The 21,225-nt window shown below is 43.9% G+C and carries 12 protein-coding genes; 1 reads left to right on the top strand and 11 read right to left on the bottom strand.

The genetic code is table 11. The annotated features are described in order from the left end of the window. Positions 1-13: 13 nt before the first annotated feature. From RXX31_RS17175 to RXX31_RS17200, 6 genes are all read right to left on the bottom strand, one after another. Positions 14-958, bottom strand: coding sequence for a hypothetical protein (locus RXX31_RS17175; protein WP_317590859.1), 945 nt, complete (start codon positions 956-958; stop codon positions 14-16). After that, complete coding sequence (locus RXX31_RS17180) at positions 951-4,898, bottom strand: enterobactin synthase subunit F (RefSeq protein WP_317590860.1); 3,948 nt, start codon at positions 4,896-4,898, stop codon at positions 951-953. Before RXX31_RS17180 ends, RXX31_RS17175 begins: the two co-directional genes overlap by 8 nt. A 26-nt stretch (positions 4,899-4,924) precedes the next feature. Further along, positions 4,925-5,809: an isochorismatase family protein gene (locus RXX31_RS17185; RefSeq protein WP_317590862.1), complete on the bottom strand. Its 885-nt coding sequence runs from the start codon at positions 5,807-5,809 to the stop codon at positions 4,925-4,927. A gap of 51 nt (positions 5,810-5,860) precedes the next feature. Then, positions 5,861-7,465 carry a (2,3-dihydroxybenzoyl)adenylate synthase gene (locus tag RXX31_RS17190; RefSeq protein WP_411197987.1) on the bottom strand — a complete coding sequence of 535 codons (1,605 nt, stop codon included), beginning with the start codon at positions 7,463-7,465 and terminating at the stop codon, positions 5,861-5,863. A gap of 11 nt (positions 7,466-7,476) precedes the next feature. Further along, positions 7,477-8,661, bottom strand: coding sequence for an isochorismate synthase (locus RXX31_RS17195; RefSeq protein ID WP_317590865.1), 1,185 nt, complete (start codon positions 8,659-8,661; stop codon positions 7,477-7,479). A gap of 304 nt (positions 8,662-8,965) precedes the next feature. Continuing rightward, positions 8,966-10,063, bottom strand: a complete 1,098-nt coding sequence (locus RXX31_RS17200; protein ID WP_317590866.1) for a hypothetical protein — start codon at positions 10,061-10,063, stop codon at positions 8,966-8,968. A 101-nt stretch (positions 10,064-10,164) separates the two neighbouring features. Between RXX31_RS17200 and RXX31_RS17205 the strand changes: the two genes are divergently transcribed. Continuing rightward, positions 10,165-10,956 carry a 2,3-dihydro-2,3-dihydroxybenzoate dehydrogenase gene (locus RXX31_RS17205; protein ID WP_317590867.1) on the top strand — a complete coding sequence of 264 codons (792 nt, stop codon included), beginning with the start codon at positions 10,165-10,167 and terminating at the stop codon, positions 10,954-10,956. A 771-nt stretch (positions 10,957-11,727) separates the two neighbouring features. On the opposite strand, the gene RXX31_RS17210 is transcribed toward RXX31_RS17205, so the two are convergent. The 5 genes from RXX31_RS17210 to RXX31_RS17230 all read right to left on the bottom strand — a co-directional run bounded on the left by RXX31_RS17210 (position 11,728) and on the right by RXX31_RS17230 (position 21,217). Further along, a complete protein-coding gene (locus RXX31_RS17210; protein ID WP_317590868.1) occupies positions 11,728-15,075 on the bottom strand; it encodes a hypothetical protein in 3,348 nt (1,115 codons plus the stop codon). Positions 15,076-15,200: 125 nt separating this feature from the next. Then, the gene (locus tag RXX31_RS17215) at positions 15,201-15,548 is read right to left on the bottom strand and encodes a hypothetical protein (RefSeq protein WP_258477891.1); all 348 of its coding nucleotides are present in this window, start codon (positions 15,546-15,548) and stop codon (positions 15,201-15,203) included. A 275-nt stretch (positions 15,549-15,823) separates the two neighbouring features. Beyond that, positions 15,824-16,600, bottom strand: coding sequence for a SprT family zinc-dependent metalloprotease (locus RXX31_RS17220; RefSeq protein ID WP_317590869.1), 777 nt, complete (start codon positions 16,598-16,600; stop codon positions 15,824-15,826). Continuing rightward, positions 16,600-19,863: an HsdR family type I site-specific deoxyribonuclease gene (locus RXX31_RS17225; RefSeq protein ID WP_317591005.1), complete on the bottom strand. Its 3,264-nt coding sequence runs from the start codon at positions 19,861-19,863 to the stop codon at positions 16,600-16,602. Before RXX31_RS17225 ends, RXX31_RS17220 begins: the two co-directional genes overlap by 1 nt. 13 nt (positions 19,864-19,876) lie before the next feature. Next, positions 19,877-21,217 (bottom strand): KAP family NTPase, encoded by a 1,341-nt coding sequence (locus RXX31_RS17230; RefSeq protein ID WP_317590870.1) that lies wholly within the window; start codon positions 21,215-21,217, stop codon positions 19,877-19,879. Between the last annotated feature and the right edge of the window lie 8 nt (positions 21,218-21,225).

The following is a 21,225-nucleotide window of genomic DNA, read 5'->3' on the forward strand; positions in this document are numbered from 1 at the left end:
TTTAGGAAAGTGCTTAATCAATGATCTTTTCGATCACCATTCTCTGACGCTCATTGACCAAGGGTAGCCTTTTCCTCAAACGCTCTTTCCATATTGGTGAAACTTCCACGCAACTTGCGTCCAACTGCCTGCCCTGCGGACCTGAATACCAATAGGCATCAACCAATTGATCAACCGATGTCTCAGCGTAAGGGTTCACAGTAGGTTTATTAGGTAGCAAATCAACAAAGGACATGTTGCTAAATACTGGCTGTTGGGTGGGGTAAATGGCATGTTCCACCGAGCTCCCTTCAAGCGGTGTCGGTAACATATGTGGCCAGACAGAAACGTAATGTTCACCAAATTTCTGCTCGGCCAAAACCCCGAACGGATGATGACGCGTTGAGCCGAACGTTGGAGAACGCTTGAGAATATGCCTCGCACCGACTAACACGACGATACCGCTAGCACCGTTGCGCTTGATATTGCCGATGCTTTCCACTAAGGCCTGATCGCGCTCAGCATTGAGCTGGGCAAGTTGAGTCGAATGACCGATCTCTTGCCAATTGAACGCTGGTTCGGTCAGTACAACTTCGAGAGGCGTCTGGCGAGACATATTCGCCAGTTTCAGTCGCCGGAAAAACTCACCATAACAAGGATGCAGCCAAGCAGGAAAAGCGATGGAGTCGAGCCAGACTGCCGCCAGTTCATCATCAGAAATGTCTCGGCCGGCTAGATAATCAGTCAACATAGCTTGGTGCTTGGCGTTGCCAAACTCGACAAACAGATGAGTAAACACACCATCCAGTTCTGGAGAGAGCAGACTCTTGGTTATTTGTTCAAATAGCTCGGCATACCAGTGTGCTTCGCCGATAGTCAAAATTGCACCCGAATCCAGCTTGTCTTTGAAGAAAGTCAGAGGGGAAATGCTCCCCTCCCACTTATTCTCTGGTAACAACGGATGACCAGAATTAAACATCGAATTTCGCTCTCAGTTCTTCAACCATTCGGGTTCCAATAAGACGTAACATGTCTGGTCGCATCATATCTCGGTGAATACAATCAACATCCACGACATTGATTTCACCATCCATGTAACTAAACCAACCATTGCGATCCAAGAATGACTCTTCTGGTGGCTTCTCAGCATTGAAGAACAACATATCACCCTGATAACGATAATCTACGCTATCTCGTACGCGATGGTTGTTGTTGATCACCACTTCGATCATCGCAGATATGGTTTCGGAACTGAGGTGAGCCATTGATGATCCCGCGTCTTGCAGAATATCAATCACTTCAGGCTTAGTAATGCTGCTATGAGCCGACTCATCAAACTCAACCCCAGCCATGCGAATCAGTGCCCCCAGAGCTTGCTCCTCGCCCGGAGGATTCATGGTTTGCCACTGCTCTGTCGGATAAGAATCGAGTAAAGTAAGCAGACCTACTTCCTGTCCCTGCTGTTGCAGAATACCTGCCATTAAATGCGCAATCATGCCACCGATCGACCAGCCAAGTAGATGGTATGGCCCAAAAGGCTGTTCCTCACGGATTGCGGCAACGTAATCTGCGGTCATTTCCATCATATTTTTCGGCAGCGGCGCAGAAGGGTCACCAAGGTTGCGAGCTTGCACACCGTATAGAGGAATATTAGATGGAATAATCGGGGTCAGTGCCGCATAACACCAGCTTAAACCACCAGCTGGGTGAACACAGAAAATCGCCGCCTTACCCTCGCACTTACGCAGCGGCAATAGCATATTAAGGGCTTCGTCACTTTCACTTCCATTCAACTTGGCTGCAATACCAGCAACGGTTGGGGACTCAAACACAGCGGCCAGTGATAGCTCGATTCCCATGATTTCTTTCACATGCGCAATAAGCTGCGCTGCTAACAGAGAGTGTCCGCCAAGCTCGAAGAAATTATCTTCAACGCCCACAGCAGGAAGCTCCAATAACTGGCAGAACAGCTTACACAAACGTTCTTCGACTAAGTTACTCGGCCCTTTTGTACCGACCTGACCAGATAGATCGGGTTTTGGCAGCGCATTACGGTCGAGCTTACCGTTTGGCGTTAACGGAAACGCATCAAGCTCAACAAAATAGCTCGGTACCATGTATTCCGGCAGTGGATCAGCGAGATATTTCTGCAGCTGAGCGACATCAATATCTTGTTCAGCATCTTCTGCCGTCACGTAAGCCACCAGACGTTTATCACCATCGCTGTATTCTTGTGCCAGCACCGCTACTTGTGCCACATCGGGATGGCTGGCTAAGGCATTTTCTATCTCTTCCAGCTCGATTCGGAAACCACGAATTTTGACCTGAAAATCACTGCGGCCACAATATTCTATCGCCCCATCTTCACGCCAGCGTGCGAGATCGCCCGATAAGTACATCCGGCTCCCTTTTGGACCGAATGGATTGTCAATAAACCGCTCTGCCGTCAGTTCTGGCTGACCATGATAGCCGAGCGCCAGTTGACGACCCGCAATATAAAGATGACCGACAACACCGGGTGGAACAGGATTAAGTGCATCATCCAGAATGTAGATTTGGGTATTCCAAACCGGTCGGCCTATTGGCGTCGATCTACCTTGCGTATTGGCTTCACTTGGCCAGTAAGTCACATCGACGGCAGCCTCGGTTGGGCCATATAAGTTATGTAACGGCGCATGAAAAGATGAGTAATATTGATTCACCAACTCCATTGGCAAGGCTTCCCCACTACAAAATACCTGACGCAAACTTTCGCATCGCTGGGCATCCGCCTGTTGCACAAAAATCTGCAGCATCGAAGGAACGAAATGCAATGTGGTGATCTTTTGACTGTGAATGAGTTCCTGCAGATAAACCGGATCTTTGTGTCCGTCTGGTTTCGCAACCACCAAACAAGAGCCGACAATCATTGGCCAGAAGAACTCCCACACTGACACGTCAAAGCCAGCTGGTGTTTTTTGCAACACGCGATCATTAGCATCAATCGGATATTGATCGTGCATCCATAGCAATCGGTTCACGATAGCATCATGGCTCACCACCACGCCTTTTGGCTTACCAGTCGAGCCGGAGGTATAAATCATATAAGCCGGCGAATGTGGTTCTGGCTGAACTTGGGGTGGTAACGGCTCTACATTCTTATAAATAGCAGGAAGTGTTTCACCATCGACAAGTTTACTCTCGCACTCGGGCGGCAACTTGGATTGTAATGCCGAAGTCGAAAACACGAGCTTAGGTGCAGAAGATTCCAGCATGTAATGAATGCGACCTTCTGGGTAGTCCGGGTCAATCGGCACATACACCGCACCAGCAGCGAGAATGGCTTGTTGTACAACGATTAACGCTTCACTTCGCGGTACACAAACAGCAATGCGATCTCCTGCTTCCACACCTTGGGCAAACAGCCAGTTCATCAAAGAGTAGACCTTTCGACTTAACTGCTCATAGGTAAGTGTTTGATTCTCAAAAATCAGTACCGGAGCATGAGGCGTCAAGATTCGTTGTCTTGCCATCAAGGCTGACAAGGAGGTTTCTGGAACAGAACGAGCGGTATCGTTCCAGGTATTGATCACTTTTTCTCGTTCACCAGCAAGCAAAATGCTGACATCACTGATCTTACACTGACTCGCACCCTGCTCACGAGCAGCAGCAAAAAAATCACTCATAAAATGGAATAAACGCTGCTGATGCGCTTGAATTTCATGCTCTGAATACAACTCTGGGTTAGCATCCATGTCGATATGTAACTTACCGCCAAGCTCGTAGCAGTAGAGTGAAATGTCATCCACCGGACCAGATGACAAGTTATACGCTTTTGAATTCAGCTCACCAAAATTATGCTCATATTCAAAAGGCATAATATTCACCAGTGGACCAAACAGGTTGCGGTTATCTTTGACTAAATTAAGTTCACGATGCAACTCTTCATAACGATAACCCTGATGACGACGAACAGATGAGAACTCCTGATTCACCTGTCTGACCAGTGACTTGATATCTAGCCCGTCGTAAAAACTGACTCGTACCGGCAGAATGTTCACCCGCATCGCTGGTGTTTGTATCGCCACCGATCCTAAACGCCCCATCAATGGTACGCCAAGCACCACCTCTTTCGAGCGAGTCATGCGATGCACGTAAGACGCAATCGACGCAATCAGTACACTGTACCAGTGAGTACGGCACTGCTTGGCAAGTAACTCCATCTGCTGAAAATCGCTGACTGGCATTACCCCTTTGAGGCGCAGGAAGTGATCGGACGTTACCGTTGGCTGGCCCGCTAAATTAACCGTGTCTGAGTGGTCTGCATAGCGCTGTAAGTAAAAAGCGCGATCGTTTTTATATTTCTCTGAGGCTTTGTAGTTGTCGTCTTCTGTTAGCATCGCTTGCTGGTCAACAAACTCAACCTTATCAAACGGTTTGCCTTTGATAAGTTGGCTGTAAATATGCGCGACTCGGGACACAATTAATGACATGCTATAACCATCAATCGCAATATGGTGCAGTGACAGGAACCAGGCAAATTTGCCTTCTGCCAGCTTAATCAGTGCCATCGAAAACATTGGCCCCTGCTCTAAATTAACCGGCTGTTTAAGTTGCGCTTTCATCCAATCAATTGCAGCATTAAGAGGATCTGGTTGGGCGGAAAAGTCGATGCGATCCACTTGCCAAGGTTGTCGCTCAATCACCATGCGAGGCCCTGCGGTGGTCGTGACAAATTTCGCGTGTAATGAGTCGACTTCTTCCAGTGCTACCTTGACGGCCTCAACAAAGCAAGGCTCATCTACCTGTCCGTCGATAAGCAGATATTCACCGGTTTTATAAATTGGATTTTCTGGATCTCTCAGCTGGGCAAACCAAATCCCTGCCTGTGCGTCCGTTAGCGGAAGCAACTGCTCCGCAGAATAAGGTAAATCGTACATATCTGTTCCTTTACTACTTGTCCTTGTCAGGCGCTAGCGCTCTTCTTCTCGATCAATTGCCACCAGTGCTGCAAACAAGGCTGAGCAGCCAATTCCATAAAGCTCAGATCCATTCCAGCTTGTTGCCAGTCACCGACCAGAGACATGATTCGAACCGAATCGAGGCCGAAATCCAATAAGCTGTCTTCGGGTTCAATTTCATCGACAGAGACATCGAGCAAACTCGCTAATTGCTGAGCTAGCTCTTGCTCGGATAAAGGGATAGTGTGAGTAGCAGGCACATCACTTACCTGATTAAGCAGTTGTTGTTTATCCAGCACGTAACCACATCTTCCCGCAACATAATTGAGTGCCATTTCATGATCACGCTCGGAGAAGTCAGCCACTGCATCAGAAACCATAAAGGCTTGAATATCCGTCATAAACGCTTCAGCAGCCGTCTGTAAACAACCAATATGCGCGTATACCCCAACGATGATCAGCTGGTCACGACCCGTTTCCTCCATCATGGATCGAAGCGGTGTACGCTGGAATGCGCTGTAACGCCATTTGGTATAAACAATATCTTGTTCTGTTGGTGCCAGAGCAGGCAGAATCTGGGTGATGGTGTCATCAGCTTTTAAGCCTGGCCCCCAGAAATCGGTCAATAACGCTCGTTCTTCCTGACACTGATCGCCAGGTTGCGCGGTATATACCACTGGAATGTCCGCTTCAATACAGGCTTGTTTGATCTGTTGGATGTTCTGCGTCAACGTTTGAATCAGTTCGCTATCCAAATCGTAAAAGTTCAGAAAATACTGCTGCATATCGTGGATCAGTAATACTACTCGCTCTGGATCTACCGACCAAGATACGCGATTTTGGGGGATCGCTTTAGATAACGGATAACCCGCAATAGCTGGAATTGCCATGAGGCATTTCTCCTAAAATTCGTAGATAAAAGTCAGGTTTGGTTGAGTGGGTTAAACCAACTCAAGGAGTTTGTTCTTGTTGATCTTTCCGACAGGGGTTTTCGGCAACACATCGACGAAAATGACGCGATCTGGGATCTTAAATTCGGCCAACCCTCGATTTCTCAGGAAGCGCTTTATTTCAATCGGTTTTGGTTTATCTTCAAGACAAACTAATGCGGCACAACTGCGCTCCCCCAGATAATCATCTGGTATCGCGATAACAGCCGCATCATGGACGGCGTCATGCACCATCAGATGATTTTCGATCTCTTGTGCTGCGATTTTCTCTCCGCCGCGGTTGATCTGTTCTTTATCGCGCCCGACGACTTGTAAGTTCCCTTCTTTGGTTAACAGCACCACATCGCCTGTTCGGTAATAGCCCCCCGCAATAAAGGAACGTTGATTGTGCTCCGGTGCGTTGTAGTAACCGCGAATCGTGTACGGGCCTCGTGCGCATAACATGCCAGCCGTACCCTGAGGCACAGGTTCGCCCATTTCGTTAACAACGAGTATCTCATCAGCGGGTGACATCGGACGGCCTTGCGTGGACACGATGACGGAGTCTGGATCGTTCAACCTTGTGTAGTTCACAAGCCCTTCAGCCATACCGAACACCTGTTGCAACGTGCAGTTTAATGTCGGTTTGACACGTCTCGCCGCCGCTTCACTAAAGCGCGCACCACCGACCTGAAGCACTTGTAACGAGCTGATGTCATATTGGGTCCGAGGCGCTTCATCTAGCCACAACAACGCCAAAGGTGGCACCAGTGCAGCAACAGTAATACGGTGCTTTTCAATCAATTGAAACGCAGTTTGCGGACTTGGATCCGGCGACAACACCACCATGCCACCAGCCATAAAACACCCTAAAGCACCAGGCGAGCTCAACGGAAAGTTGTGCGCGGCAGGTAGGACACACAAATAGCGAGTTTGAGGTGAAAACTCGCAAACATCATTGCTGGCGCGAACACTGTAGAGGTAATCCGTATGGGTACGCGGAATTAGCTTGGGTGTCCCCGTTGTTCCACCCGATAACTGGAAGAAAGCAAAATCTTGCTCAATTTGTCGCTCATAGGCAGAATTCGGCAAGTAGAGCGAGTCTAGATCAACACTACCCGTTGGTTTTAAGCTCTTCTCACCAGCCCAGACAATGGTCTCTAGCGTTGGTAATTCATTCGCGATCTTTTGCGCAATATCAGCGGTATCGACACCCATTTGCGGTGCTGTAATTAACGCTTTAGCCTCAGTAAAGTGACAAAAGTATCGAATCTCATAATATCGGTGGGCCGGTAAAGCTAATACTGGCTGAACACCAATTTTCAGCAGTGCAAAGAAGCTCAGGTAAAACGCGCTAATATTAGGTAAGTGCAATACCGCTCTATCGCCAGCCTGTAATTTGAGTGTCTGTTGGAAGCCAGAAGCCAGGTTGTCCACTTGTTCAGATAACTGTTGGTAAGTCCATTGTGCTTCACCAACAACGAGTGCAAGCTGCCGTGGATATTTGCTGGCACTGGCTTCAAGAATCTCCGGAATAGTTTGCTCTTTCCAATAGCCTGCTTCTTGATACTGGCGTACAGCCTCTTCTGGCCAAGGCGTAAACCCAGACGCTTTCATGCTTGGAAGCTTCACACCACCACCTCCATATTGTCCTGAACTTCAATGCCAAGCGCGTTAAGTACCGTACGCATTTTATTGCCTGTCTCTTCTAGTTCACTTTGCGGATCAGAACCACTAACAATCCCGGCTCCGGCATACACGCGCAAGCGCTTTTTCTCAACTTCAGCACAGCGAATTACCACGACCCATTCTCCGTTGCCACGCGCATCTACCCAGCCAACCAGACCAGTAAAGTAACCACGATCAAAAGGTTCTACGTTACCGATGAAATCGTAGGCCTGAGCGGTAGGATAGCCACATACAGCAGGCGTTGGGTGAAGTGCACTGGCAAGCTTGAGTACACTGGTAATGGAATCTGAAATCGTACCTTCAATACGAGTCGACAGGTGCAGCATCGCTTTCGTTTCGATAACCGATGGCACCATAGGTACATAAAGATTGTTGCACCAAGGCTGAAGCGCTTTTTCTACTGCATCGACAACAACCGCATGTTCATGGAGATCTTTACTGCTCTCCATCATCAACTCACCTTGTTGCTGGTTCATCGTCTCGTTATCACAACGTCGGCGTGACCCTGCTAATGGGTTAGAACATACGTGCGGCCCTTTACGCGAGACCAACAGTTCAGGGCTCGAACCCATTAAATAAGTATCACAACCTTCCCTCCCTAAACGGGTTGAAAAGGTATAACCACCCGGATTTTGTTTTAGTAGCGTTTTAAGGAATCGGCCCCGATCTATTTCTTGCTCAGTATCCACTTGCATCGTGCGTGACAGCACTACCTTTTCCAGATCTATATCTTTATTGGAACAAGCACTTTCAGCCTGCGCTACATTACACATGTATTCCTCAGGTGAAGGGATGGGCTGTATCGAAGATGGGTAACACTGATTAGAACCATCCACGGTTGCCACTTTATCCGGACGAATCGGTGATGTGGTACACAGACGTTCAGGCACAATAAAATGCACAGGATTGTGCTCAGAAAACGGAATGACACCAACCGCAATAGGGTTGTCGCTTTCATCTTCCTTGACCGATTCGAGTAGCTGACTAATACAAGAATCTAATTCTGAGAACCTGATTTTTTGGGAAAACTCTGCAGCAATGCCTTGTGTCAGTAACGTCACTGTGGGTGAGCTGAAGAAAAACGAAGCATCATCCGAATGAGCGTTGATAAACTCTGTGAGCATAGTACTGCTCCCCATTGAGTTACGAAGCATAATCATCTCTCAAATTGTATTAAACATAGGATCACAAATGAGAATCCCTCTCAATTGCTAAATGAGAGTACACACACTGTTACATTTGATCAAATAATTTTAATAACCATTATCATTCGCATTACTTTGAGCTTAGAGCTTTGTTCCATTTCGGTAGCATAAGGAAAGGGTTCGAAAGCCATCGCTAAGATAGGAAATGGGGATAAAACGGCTGATGTTGGCGCCACTCAGCCGCTTATATTGGCAATACTTACGTTGTTAACAGGGCTAAACACTAACCCTTGCTGACAAAACCATACTGTTCATCGCTCAGTTCGCGAAGCTCATTAAAGCTCTCCTGCATTTTGCCACCGATCATATTAACTCGGCGTTGCATCTCTTCAACCCACTCTCGATCGGCTATCACATCACGAGGAAAAGACATTGTTCTCTGGTTCTCGCCCAGATAAAGAAAGGCATCAAACAGTTCACCAACTTTGGCATCCATATCATCCATTGCGGCCAGTTTGTAACGTGCTTTTGGCAAAAAATCGATCAAGCGCAGATCCCGCATCGGCCCCTGACCCACTTCCAATACCGCGGGGGATTTCAACTGATTGAAGGTTTTTACCACTTCAGGGTCGGTCATCGGCCAAATCAAATAGGTGCTGTCAGGAAAATCTTGCTCCAAACGCGTTGCCAGCGGCCAATCCGTTTCTTGCGTTTTCTTCACATAGTCTGCTGGTGCATTGACCAAGTGGAACGCGCCAAAAATCATCAGTGCTTTTTCTTTATTTTTGATTCTCTCAGACGCGACTTGATAAAAATGATCGGTCTTATTCTTTGCAGCCTGCTTCCAAACGTTAACGTCCTGCATGGAATTCCAGTCAAAAGGCGCTTCCGCCAGATGGACATGTATTTTCTGACCTTCAGGGAGAGCTTCGTTACGCTGTTTTATCGCCTTGAAAAAGTCGCGGTATACATCTGGCATCCAAGCCATAAAATATAATGACCCTCTTAACATCGTATTCAGTTGTTCCTCACTGACCTCCCCGCCAACAAGATAATCATCTAAAACAGATTGGTATTTAGCATTCCCAAACTCCACTACTATATGATTCACTTGCTCGGAAAACTCCGGCTTAGACACTAATTCGGTAGCATAACGAACAAACGCGTCGTTCCAGTGATAATCTCCAATCGCGACTAAGTTGTGTTTTTCAAATGCCTGCATAATCACATCATCAGCGAGCTTCGCTTGCTCTACAACTTGAGCCACTTCCTGTTGCGGTAAATCGACCTTGGCGTAGTGAGGCAAATATTCACAACCAGCTAAACTTACTAATCCCAGGCTTAACAGCCACGGCTTTATTCTTTGCCCTAATTTACTCATGACCTAATCATTTCCTTGTTAACAAGGTGACAACGATAACAAAAATAATTATCATTTGCATAAACGAAGTTTGATATTTGTATCACGAAAAGGATGTTTAGATGAATGAAATCCGTTCAGAGTTCAACGGCAAACTGTGCCTAGTTACTGGAGCTGGTCAGGGAATTGGTCTAGCCTGCGCCAGAAGTCTATTAGCACAAGGCGCGCACGTAATTGCTTGTGATGTCACTGAACAAGCGCTAATGAATTTGATCCACGCTATCCCTAATGAACAACGAGTGAACACCACACTTTTGCCATTTGATCTGGCAGACCCTGAGTCAATCCAATCAGCCTGCCACCAGTTATCGAATGACAAACTCATCCCAGAATACATTGCGACCTGTGCAGGTACCTTACACCTTGCTTCTATTATCGACCTGCCTTTGGATGCACTGAACAAAACACTGGATGTAAATCTGAAAGGTACCCTACTGTTGACCCAACACATCGCCCAGCTGTTAGTTAAAAATGGGAAAAAAGGTGCGATCGTAGCGGTAGGTTCAAATGCAGCCGATACTCCAAGAACCAATATGTCCGCTTATTGCACATCTAAAGCCGGGCTTCATATGTGGATGCAGTGTTTGGGATTAGAACTGGCTGAACATGGTATTCGCTGCAATATCGTCAGCCCGGGATCAACCAGAACTCCAATGCAGGAACAAATGTGGAATGAGACTTACGGAGAAAAAGAAACGATTCGCGGCAATCTGGAGTCCCACCGAATTGGCATCCCGTTAAATAAAATCGCCGAAACCAAAGACATCACCAATGCGATCGAGTTCCTGCTCAGTGACAAGTCAGGGCATATCACCATGCATGACTTACGAGTCGACGGCGGCGCAACTTTTTAGCCGTATAAACGACAAAGCCCCGACAACTCATCGAGTTATCGGGGCTTTTGAATAAATGGCACGCCCTATAGGATTCGAACCATTATCTAGTATAAATCCTATATACTCAAGGTGGGTGGGTGGGTAACTTAACCCCTTTAGTGTATGCATACACACAAAGTCTTTTAAGCGTCAGGCCAATAAAGACAAAGGCTCCCCCTATCTATCCTCGGAAAATTTAATTTAGAAATTGATTCCCTTTTCCTTATGAAGGATGAAAGCCACGTGCGCACCACAGTGCAAACGCAAAAGAGAAAGTCAGTGCAAACGAGTGCATTCGTGAGTCAGACAAAATCCATTTGAGAATGTTTCTCTGAAATCCACAAACTATTAAACAGTACCTCAATGCGTTTATCTCAGCTCTCTGCATAGATGTACCAGCCCCCCATCAAATATGCACCGACAACTTGAAATATCTTAGGCGTATTAGAGGTTATATGTTAAATAGCTGACTTTTGTATTAAATATGCCAATCACAACCCTAGCTAATAGCTTAAGGCGCAAAATGTACAATTAAGCATAACGCCCACTTACCCTTTTAGCTAAGTTGATATCTTTCGAATCGAAAGATAAAACAGCGAAAATTTCATTACTAATATTTCATTCAAAATTACTACTCTACTGCTTGAAAAATGAAGTTTGTCCTTCGCTGACGACCAAGATGCCGAACTAAGATAAACGGTAACTACAGAGTGAATATTTCCTCAATGGATGAAGGAAGGGGTTTAGCTTCTACCCATCTAAGCCACACCTGTCTGCAAAATTTGCCCAAAATGTAGATGTTGAGAGCCTATTTTGTTTCAGAGCAGTTGAAATGCAGTCCGTGTACTTTGGTGTGATATTGACTAGTGCTTGTCGAACTGATCGTATGTCTTCGATTTGTTTTTGTTGTTCACAATGATCTAAAAGAAGAGGTACAGGCAACAAATCAATTAAGGCATCTGTAATAGTATCTGAGATTGATTCCCCCTTAGTTAACATGACAATTAAGCTGATGAGGATCTGCTCAACGACTTCTGTTTTATCAGAGTAAAGCTCTTCAATAACCATTCTTTGCAAACATGCAATGATCAAACTGAGTATATTTTTTTCTCCCCACTCACCATCAAATTGAGATTGAGCAAACTTGACCAATATTGTTAATTGTTCGTCACTACCATAATGTATAAATTCCCTCATGCTATCGAATGACATTGAGCTAATGTTTGAGTGACAATTTAACCAAAGTAAGTTCTCGATAATTTGTTTACTTTTGTTTGAAACAATCACCTCTTGAAAATCTTCAGGCATCAATGATTCTAAGTTAGGTGCAAAATTCTTTAGGATATTCCTAGTCCCTGCATCGATGCAGAAGCAGCCTATTTCAAGTCTCTCGGCTAAAGCAATGCTTAGTAGAAAGTTCTCTGTGCATATCCCTCTAAATTTGATTTTTAAATCTAGAGGGATATCTAAGTTGCTGTCAGTATGAATTTCTGTCCTTTGAAGGATATTCGACAAGTTATCAATGATGTCTGTCGGTACAACGCTATTTTCTTTTTCGTTTTCAAAGTAAACAGTGTCATGTGACTCATGGTAAAACGGCAATTGATTCTGATGAAACTCACAAAAATGTGATAACGATTCATATACAGTCTTTGTCATATGCCATGTGCAGTCATTAAAGACTTGTTTGCCTAAACAGGCTAAATATACAGCAGTAATTTCATCAAGGACAAAATCTTTACAGCCAACCTTAGAGTGCTCTTCATTAACTGGGGTTATGTGGATTGTTACACCTTCGCAAAGTACAGCTAACATTGCTTTTTGTATATTATTCTGACCATTTAAGTATCTGTATTTAAGGTCAATAGGTATCGACTGCTTCATGTATGGAGCTAGTTTGTTTCTTTGTTCTCTTAAGGTAGAAGTTAACTTATTTAGTTCTTCTAGTATTTCTTCACCTGTAGCGTTATCTGGGAGACTTAACATATGAAATACTTCGTTTTCATCATCATCCATGATGTGCTGTGCAATATGGTAAGCTGCAAATATGGGTGATAATTTCTCTACGAGCGTACAAAGTTTTACAGGTAGCAACATTGCATCCCCACATTGGGCACTATTTAGTTTGGTTGCTATTGTCCCATTTTCATCAATCAGATATTGAGGATTATTTTTTACAAACCGAGACGAAACTACTACTTTCCTATGAGATTGATAGTTTTCTTTGTAATGATAGGCACTGGTATACTTACCTGATTGTAGAGGCCACTCCTGTTCATGAAAATTTTGACTGGCATGCATTATGAGGTTGAAATAGAACTTTGCATTTGCATGAGTGTCGTCAAAGAACCAGTCAAGTATTTTTTCAGAAATATCTTTTATGCGGTGTGAATGGTAAAACATTAACCGCCATGAATAATGACCGAAAAAATCATCAAAAATATCTGAAGGTAACTCATTTGTTAGTTCATGAGCTTTGTCTGGGTTTTCTTGATAAACGGTTTCTAGGTATTGCCCCCATAAATAGATTAGGTTCCTCTTTTCATATGCTTCTAAAGACCGATTTTCATATCTATTTATGTTTTTTCGAAGTAAAGTAGCAGCAAGCGCGTAGTCTTTTTCCTTGTTGGCTAGCAAAGAATAGAGTGTTGTTATTTCTTCTTGTTGTTTATCCTCTTCACTCAAATGAGACAATCGTTGAATAACAGTATTGTACTGTCTTGCTTGATGTGAAAAATTCAGATAAGAAAAATAGGCTTCTGAGAGCCAAGGGAAATATTCCCTAAAACCTATTTGATAAAGCTTTACTGCTATTTCCACATGCCCATTGTGTGCAAATTGAAATGCAATGCTATCAATAAATGAGATACTTAAGTCTGCGCAGTTAAAATAGCTATCTATGATTTCGTCTATTTGAATGTGAGGAAACTCTTGCTCTGAGAGGATTGGGCAGCTTATGGCAGCAAGTGCCAAAAGGTTTGCTTTTGCACCCATCGATTCTTGTTCAGCTAACCTGTCGAGAGTTCCTATTATTAGGTCGGTGTCTTCACTCTCGCAGAGCAGCCTGACAACAGGTAAGTTACAGAAATTTTCGTCTGTTTGATTTATTAATTTTAATGCAAGCTCTTCAGGCGACAGAGATTGTATGTCCTCAAGTTCTTTAAGAAGAGTCTTGGTGATGACTGATTTCAACACTTCTTCATTGAAATAATTTTTTGCCTCTAGGTTCGTTTGGTTATTTTCCAGACAGGCTCTTGTGGTTGAACAAGTATATTGAGTGTAACGAAATAGCTGGCTGAGGATGTTAATTAATTTAAAGTCAGGAACTTTGCTACTATCGATCAGAGATATAAGTGAGTCTCGCAAATTGTCAAATTTCGACTTCTCTTCAGGTGATAGGCAAAAGTAATCTTTATCACTAAGAAAGTCGTTAGCGTTGATGCACTCTAAGATTATTGTTTCGCGTTTGAAATCAGCTAAAGGTTTTAACTCTTGTAACAGATCAAGGATGCCTTTGCTTTCGGCTATCATCGAATATTCAAGTGTTTTTTCAAATAAAGCCCCAAGAGTGAACTCAGATAATTCAGATTGTCTATCTACGAGATAGCTAACATAGTCTTCTTTTGCAAGCCTTTGCAAATAGATATATTGAGGTATTATTTGTTCTGGGAGTTTATCGAAGTACTTTCGGGCTGCATCCTCACCGTGTCGAATCTCGATAAGCTTAAGTATTGCAGCATTGGCAAGCTCTTGTGCAAATGTGGAGTAGCCTTTGGATTTAGAATAATCTTCGACTCGCTGTTCATCATCTTTATTATTTTCGTCGCTCATTAAGATCCGGAGGGATGCTATAGCTAGTTTTGCCTCTTCGTCTAGCGTATCCATCATACTGAGGAAGCGAAGTTTTTGTATTCCATTGTTGTTATCGTTTTGCCGAAAATCATCTAGAGCTTCAATTAGAGGTCGGCATATAGCACTTAGTGATACGCTGCCGCTGATTTGTACTTTAAGTGTCTCTATAAAAACTTCAGCATCAATAACTTTGTTACCACCAAACGCATCACCTGTACCGTTACTGATTATATTGTAGGTGCCCATTGATACCTCATAGTATGTTCTGATTTGGTGTAGTTAGGATGTATAAGTAGGGTAGGCTCACACAATAGTAGAGCCTTAATTGACTAGTACACCTTAGGCCTAGTGTGACTTTTCCAAAGGAAGGACTATTTATCGTTGATGTTGATCTTATTGCCCATTATTTTATCGCCATTAAATGCGTCACCACTTCCGTATGAATTAATATTGATTACTGTCTGAGGTTTTTCATTCAATTGGCTTATCACTTCCTGAAGAACCTTTGATGATTCAATTAATGCTATAAGTTCTTCTGGAGATGTTGACTTTTGGTATTGTTCTTTAGATAGCTCTTCTGCTATTGCATCAGCCACTTTATCGTCGAGGTGAACGACATTGTCTAAACCTGCTTTTATGTAGCTAGCTGTTAGCTTAATTGGAGATGACACCAAGTCATATAAGGCTCCGCCTATGATCGCACTGCTTACAAAATCCATACTTTCCTCTTCAATTACATAATTGTGATAATTATTATACAACCTCTCTCAATGCAATTGGAAACGCATTCCATTGCGTCACCTGCTCAAAATATCTTAAATGTTGTTTTTTATGATTAAAGAGTTGGCAGTGCTATTTTTTAGTAGTTAAGCTCCCAATATTATAGGTGTTGACCACCATTGACCATGCGTGGTCAATGGTGGTCAATAGCGGTCAACAGCACTGAGATGTTTGATATTGCGTAGCTGATATTGCAAAAGTTGCGAACCTGCCATCACTCATTCAAATACAACTCTGCCATTCCATCCAAACGGCTTTTCACTTCTTTCCAGTTAGGCATCACGCTTGTTAGCAAACGCCAGAACCTGTCACTATGGTTGTGCTCAGCGATGTGGCAAAGCTCATGCAATATCACGTAATCAATACATTCCTTGGGTGCTTTGATGAGGTGTGGGTTGAGCATCAAATTCCCTTTCGCTGAACAGCTTCCCCATTGTTTGCTCATGGGTAAAACACGAAAGCTTGGGATTCCGGTTACCCATGTAGCTTGAGGCAGTAGCTCAGACAAACGTTCATGGAAAATGCGTTCAGCGCGAACCTTGTACCAGTTGCGCACTAAAGCTTTAACCATGGCAGTCTTGTCGTTGTTAAACCGAGTCAAGGTAACAAGTAGCTTGCCGCGAGTCATTTTTACAGTTGGCAAGGCATCAATATCTTCCACTATCTTCAGGACATAACGGCGGCCAAGGTAGAACTGCATCTCACCGCTGACATAGTTCTTTGGCTGCACATACTCAAGGTGGCCTCGAAACTCTTTCAGCGCATCATAAATCCACTTGGCACGCTTCATTACTGCTTGGTGAATATCTTCTCGCTCTGCGTCTTCTGGAGATGAGACGACCACTTCACAGTTTGGGTGAACTTTAATAGTTATCTTGCGCCTTTTGCCTTCAGAAAAAGACTTACGAACCACCTCATAGCTAACAGCTTCATCCCCATAGACAAAACTGTACTCTTCTTTATTGCGCTCAGTAGATGAAACCGAAGTCATTAATGATGTCCTGTAACGCCGAGGCGAGTGATTTTTATAACATCAGTGATAATAGCTTGAGTCTTATCCATACCAATCGCTTTGAACAATAAAGGTATCAACTGGCGTCGAATTTGATTTTCAATTTCTTGAGGGTTGATCGAGTACTCGGCTACGGCAGCAGTAACGACTTCGTCAATACGAAGTGCGTAATCAAAACTGTCATCTTCAGGTAACGTCGATTCCCCCAAGTGATGAGGGAATAAGCCATAGAATGCCTGTACATGTCGCTTAATTTTAGGGTCGAGTTCAGCGAAACGGTCAGTTGGAATGCCTTCTACGTTACGCTCTTTTACTTGCTCTTCAAAATCAGCGAAAAGCAGGTATTGCTTTACCGGAGCATCAAACATTTCTTTTGCTTGTTGGATAGCTTTCTTAAGAAGATTAGAGAAATACTCTTGAGCATATGGATCATCAGCCAAATCTTGTTCAATCATTTTAGTTACACGACCTGTGATAGCATCCTTCTTGTTGCGAGCTTCATTGTCCGTCAACTCTTCAGGCTTAACGTTCTTCCCCATATTACCGACAAGGTATGCGCCTTTTGACTCTTGGATTTCGACACCACCAATGTGCTTATCCAGCATGGTGCGAATATTCTCTGCATACTCATCGTAGTCGACAGTCTCTTCTGCATCTTCACGTACTTGCTTACGCAGTTCAGACATGGATTTCAGCGTCTTTTTGTAGAGTTCGCGCTTGTCGTCAAAGCTCTTATCTTCGAAGTAAGTTGCAGACTGCAAAGCCACTTTCAGGCAATTAGAAAATGTGGTGAGAGCTGAATAAAAGTCTTCACGTTTCTTTTGGTTAGTATCAGTTAGCTGACCATCAATGGTATCAATCTTAGGTGCAAGTGCTTGGCGTAGCGCCTGACCGTCTTGCTTATTTTGTACGCCTTCAAAAATCGCCCACAGATCACTGTAGAAACCCGGAAGCTTCTTGTACTCGGTATCCATGCGGCTGTAGAGGCCTTTTAGATCCTCGATATCAAAACCACCTTTGATACGTTCCTCTAGTTCCTGATAACTCGCAATAGAAGCATCCAACTCTTTCAAGATGCCTCGATAATCAATCAGATAGCCAAACTGTTTCTTTTGATGCAGGCGGTTCACACGGGCAATAGCCTGAATCAAGTTATGTTGCTTAAGTGGCTTATCGATGTAAAGCACGGTGTTTTTCGGCTCATCAAACCCAGTGAGTAGCTTGTCCACTACTATCATGATGTCTGGGCCATCGTCTTTACCAAACTCATCGATAATGTGCTGGGTGTAAGCTTTCTCGTCTTGGTTGCCTACATTTTCCTTCCACCAATTTTGTACGATGTCTTTGCTCTCACCATCTACCGTATCATGCCCCTCACGGGTATCCGGTGGCGACATGGCAACCACAGAGGTTACCTTGCCAATTTGATCTAACAGCTTCTTATACTGAATAGCTGAAGCTTTCGAGTCACACGCAAGTTGCCCTTTCAGACCTTGGTTCTTAAAGTTTTGGAAGTGATCAGAGATATCATGCGCAATAAGCTCTATGCGTCCTTCTGTCTGATAAATTTGACCTTTCTGAGAAAATTTTCTCTTCAAATCGGTACGCTGTTTTTCTGAGAGCTTATCGGTAATGCGGTCAAACCATGCATCAATGGCTTTGTCATTGGTGCTTAGATCTGGAATACGCTCTTCATATAGCAGTGGAGTAACAGTTTTGTCTTCCACGGCTTGCTGCATCGTGTAAGAGTGAATGATCTTACCGAACTTGTTCTCGGTCTTATCATCTTGCAACAGTGGTGTTCCCGTAAAACCAACATAAGCTGCTTTAGGTAAAGCTTGCTGCATGCGAATGTTATTCTCACCGTTTTGGCTACGGTGACCTTCATCAACCAGAACGATAATGTCTGGGCTATCGTTATAACACTCAGGCAACTCAATCGCTGTGCCGAATTTATTGATGATGGAAAAGATAATCCGTTCATTCCCTTTACCGATTTGTTCGGCTAAGCGGCGGCCTGTGGTTGCCATGGCTGATTTATGGTCTTTATCGGACAAAGCACCGCCAGAAGCGAATGTTCGGGCAAGCTGGTCTTCTAAGTCCACTCGGTCGGTCACGACAACAACACGGCATCTAGCTAATTCTTTAATCCAAATTAGAGCCTTAGATAAGAACACCATGGTAAAAGATTTACCAGAGCCTGTGGTGTGCCAGATCACACCGCCGTTGCGAGCACCTTTTTCATCAAAAGAAGTTACCCGTTCAATCAAGGCTTTAATACCAAACACTTGCTGATAACGAGCAACAATTTTGCCAACTTTCTTATCAAACAAAGTAAATAGCTGAGTCATTTCGAGTAGACGGTCGTGGCGCAATAACGATACCAATAGACGGTCTTGATCGGTGACTACAAGCTTACCACCTGCGATAAGCGAAAGGTATTCATCTCGAACCTTAGCAGGACGGTGATTAAAGATAAGATCCAATTTGTCTTGAGTAAGTGGAGTATTCTTCAAGCGTTCAAAGGTCGCTTCAGTGATCTCTTCTTCTTTCCACTTAGCCCAGAATTTTTCAGGGGTGCCACATGTACCGTATAAGCCATCGTGCCCATTCACTGACAGTAATAATTGGCTATAAGCGAATAGATGTGGGATCTCATCGACTTTTTGGTTACGAATGTTCTGAGAAATACCTTCAGCTACCGTTGGCTTACCTTCATGGGATGAGTCTGGGCGCTTTGCTTCTATGACTACCCAAGGCAAGCCATTCACAAAGCAGACGATATCAGGAATACGATTTGCGGTGCCACGAGCATTTTCTACGGTCAGTTCTTCAGTAAAGTGGAACTGGTTATTGGATGGAGTTTGCCAATCAATCACATTGATGGTTGGGTTGGCCTTTTTGCCATCAATAAACTCTGTAACACCGATGCCATAAGTTAAAGCATCATAAATTTTTTCGTTGGCAACTTTCAGCCCTTCATTCATGGCTGGGTTAGCCAGCTCGTGAATGATTTTATCGATAGCAGCTTCCGATAACGTATGCTCTTTACCCATAAACGAGTATGTTTTATCACGAAGTACGCTACGCAGAACATCTGGCAGGATGACCGTTGAAAGGCTACCACGTTGGACTAGACATTCACTCGGCGGAATAAATTCATAGCCAAGGCTAGTTAGCAATGCGAGCGCAGGGATCTTCGCGCTTTGCTCCTCACGAAAATTAGGAAGATTTTTCACAATAATCACCTGTGTTCTAATTGAGGAAATTCAAGAGATTGATAGTGTTAGCTACCACTCTGTAGGACTCGCCTTTATCAGGTCGCCCCCAACCTCTTGAAAAGAAACCATCAACTTGCTGAGCTAACAAATTTATATCCTTTTCTTCTTTGGGAGAGTAATAGTCGCTATTAAACGGGCTGTCCGAACAAACCAAATGAAGGATAACTTGATGTGGATGAAGTCGTGTTTGAATGTCGTTTAATGAATCTGGTTTTTCATCAAACCATTCAATTAATCTTTTAGAGTCTAACCTTCTATTTACTAAGTCCTTGGATATGCTTGGCTCAAAACAGTGTAATAACACAGCTAGTATATTTAATAGCTGGTAGCCATATATGGTGTCTTCTGCAAATGTGCTTTCATTAAGTGTCTGCGCGATTTCAAGATGTCGTACAAACGTTTCAATCTCCCTTAGGGTAGTCTGCTTAATGCTAAATATGTGCTCAATGAATGCTATCGTTCCGTTTTGCTCTAGTTTTTTATTCCTCAAGGAGGAGCTTTGAGCGACAAGGTTTCTATAGTGAGAAAGAGAGATATTTGTTTGGGAGTAACCGTCTGACACGAATGCAGGTAAATTAACTGTGAACTTTACGAATTTATCTAGATACCTTTGAGAGTCGATCGATGAACCATAACAGTGATTGATAGAAGACCTAAGCTGTTGAGTATTGGTTACTAATACAAACTGTACACCTTCAACGTTGAATGTATGCTTGATGATCTCCAACATGTTAACTGCGAAGTCTGGTCTACAGCGATCTAGTTCATCGACAAACAGTATAATAGGCTGTTCCTGAGCTATCTCTTGCAGTGTCTCTTGAAGCGCTTTTAGGCTTTCAGATGCCTTTACATGATCTTTCAGTACCGACTCTACCGATGCATCAATGGCCTTATTGGCTGCTTGCTGAATTTCTTTGTCGAAGTCGTTTACTACATCGGCGGCATCTTGGCGAAGTAGATGCGCTACGCCAGCTTTTGCTAGAGTCTTCAAACCGTATCTTGCCGCAGGTATGGCTTTCTGAATAAAGCTTTCTTGAGCTTCTTCTGAAGGTAGAATATTAATGACTTCTGCTAGTACAGTTAAGAGAGGCTCATCAGCATGATCCGCTTGGAAGGCATCTACATAGATCAAGTGATGTGTCTCATCTTCAGCCATAAGGTTAATTAACTTATGGCAGAACTCCGTTTTCCCCGTTCCCCAACTGCCATCAATCACCATAGGTGAGATATCTATGTCTGCTCGTAGTAGTTGAATGGCTTTCTCTGCAATCTGTTTACGTTGAAATTCATCTCGCTCATTAAATGTGATGTTCATAAAGCCTA

This window comes from Vibrio sp. EA2, assembly GCF_033042495.1.
Taxonomy (GTDB): Bacteria; Pseudomonadota; Gammaproteobacteria; order Enterobacterales; family Vibrionaceae; genus Vibrio.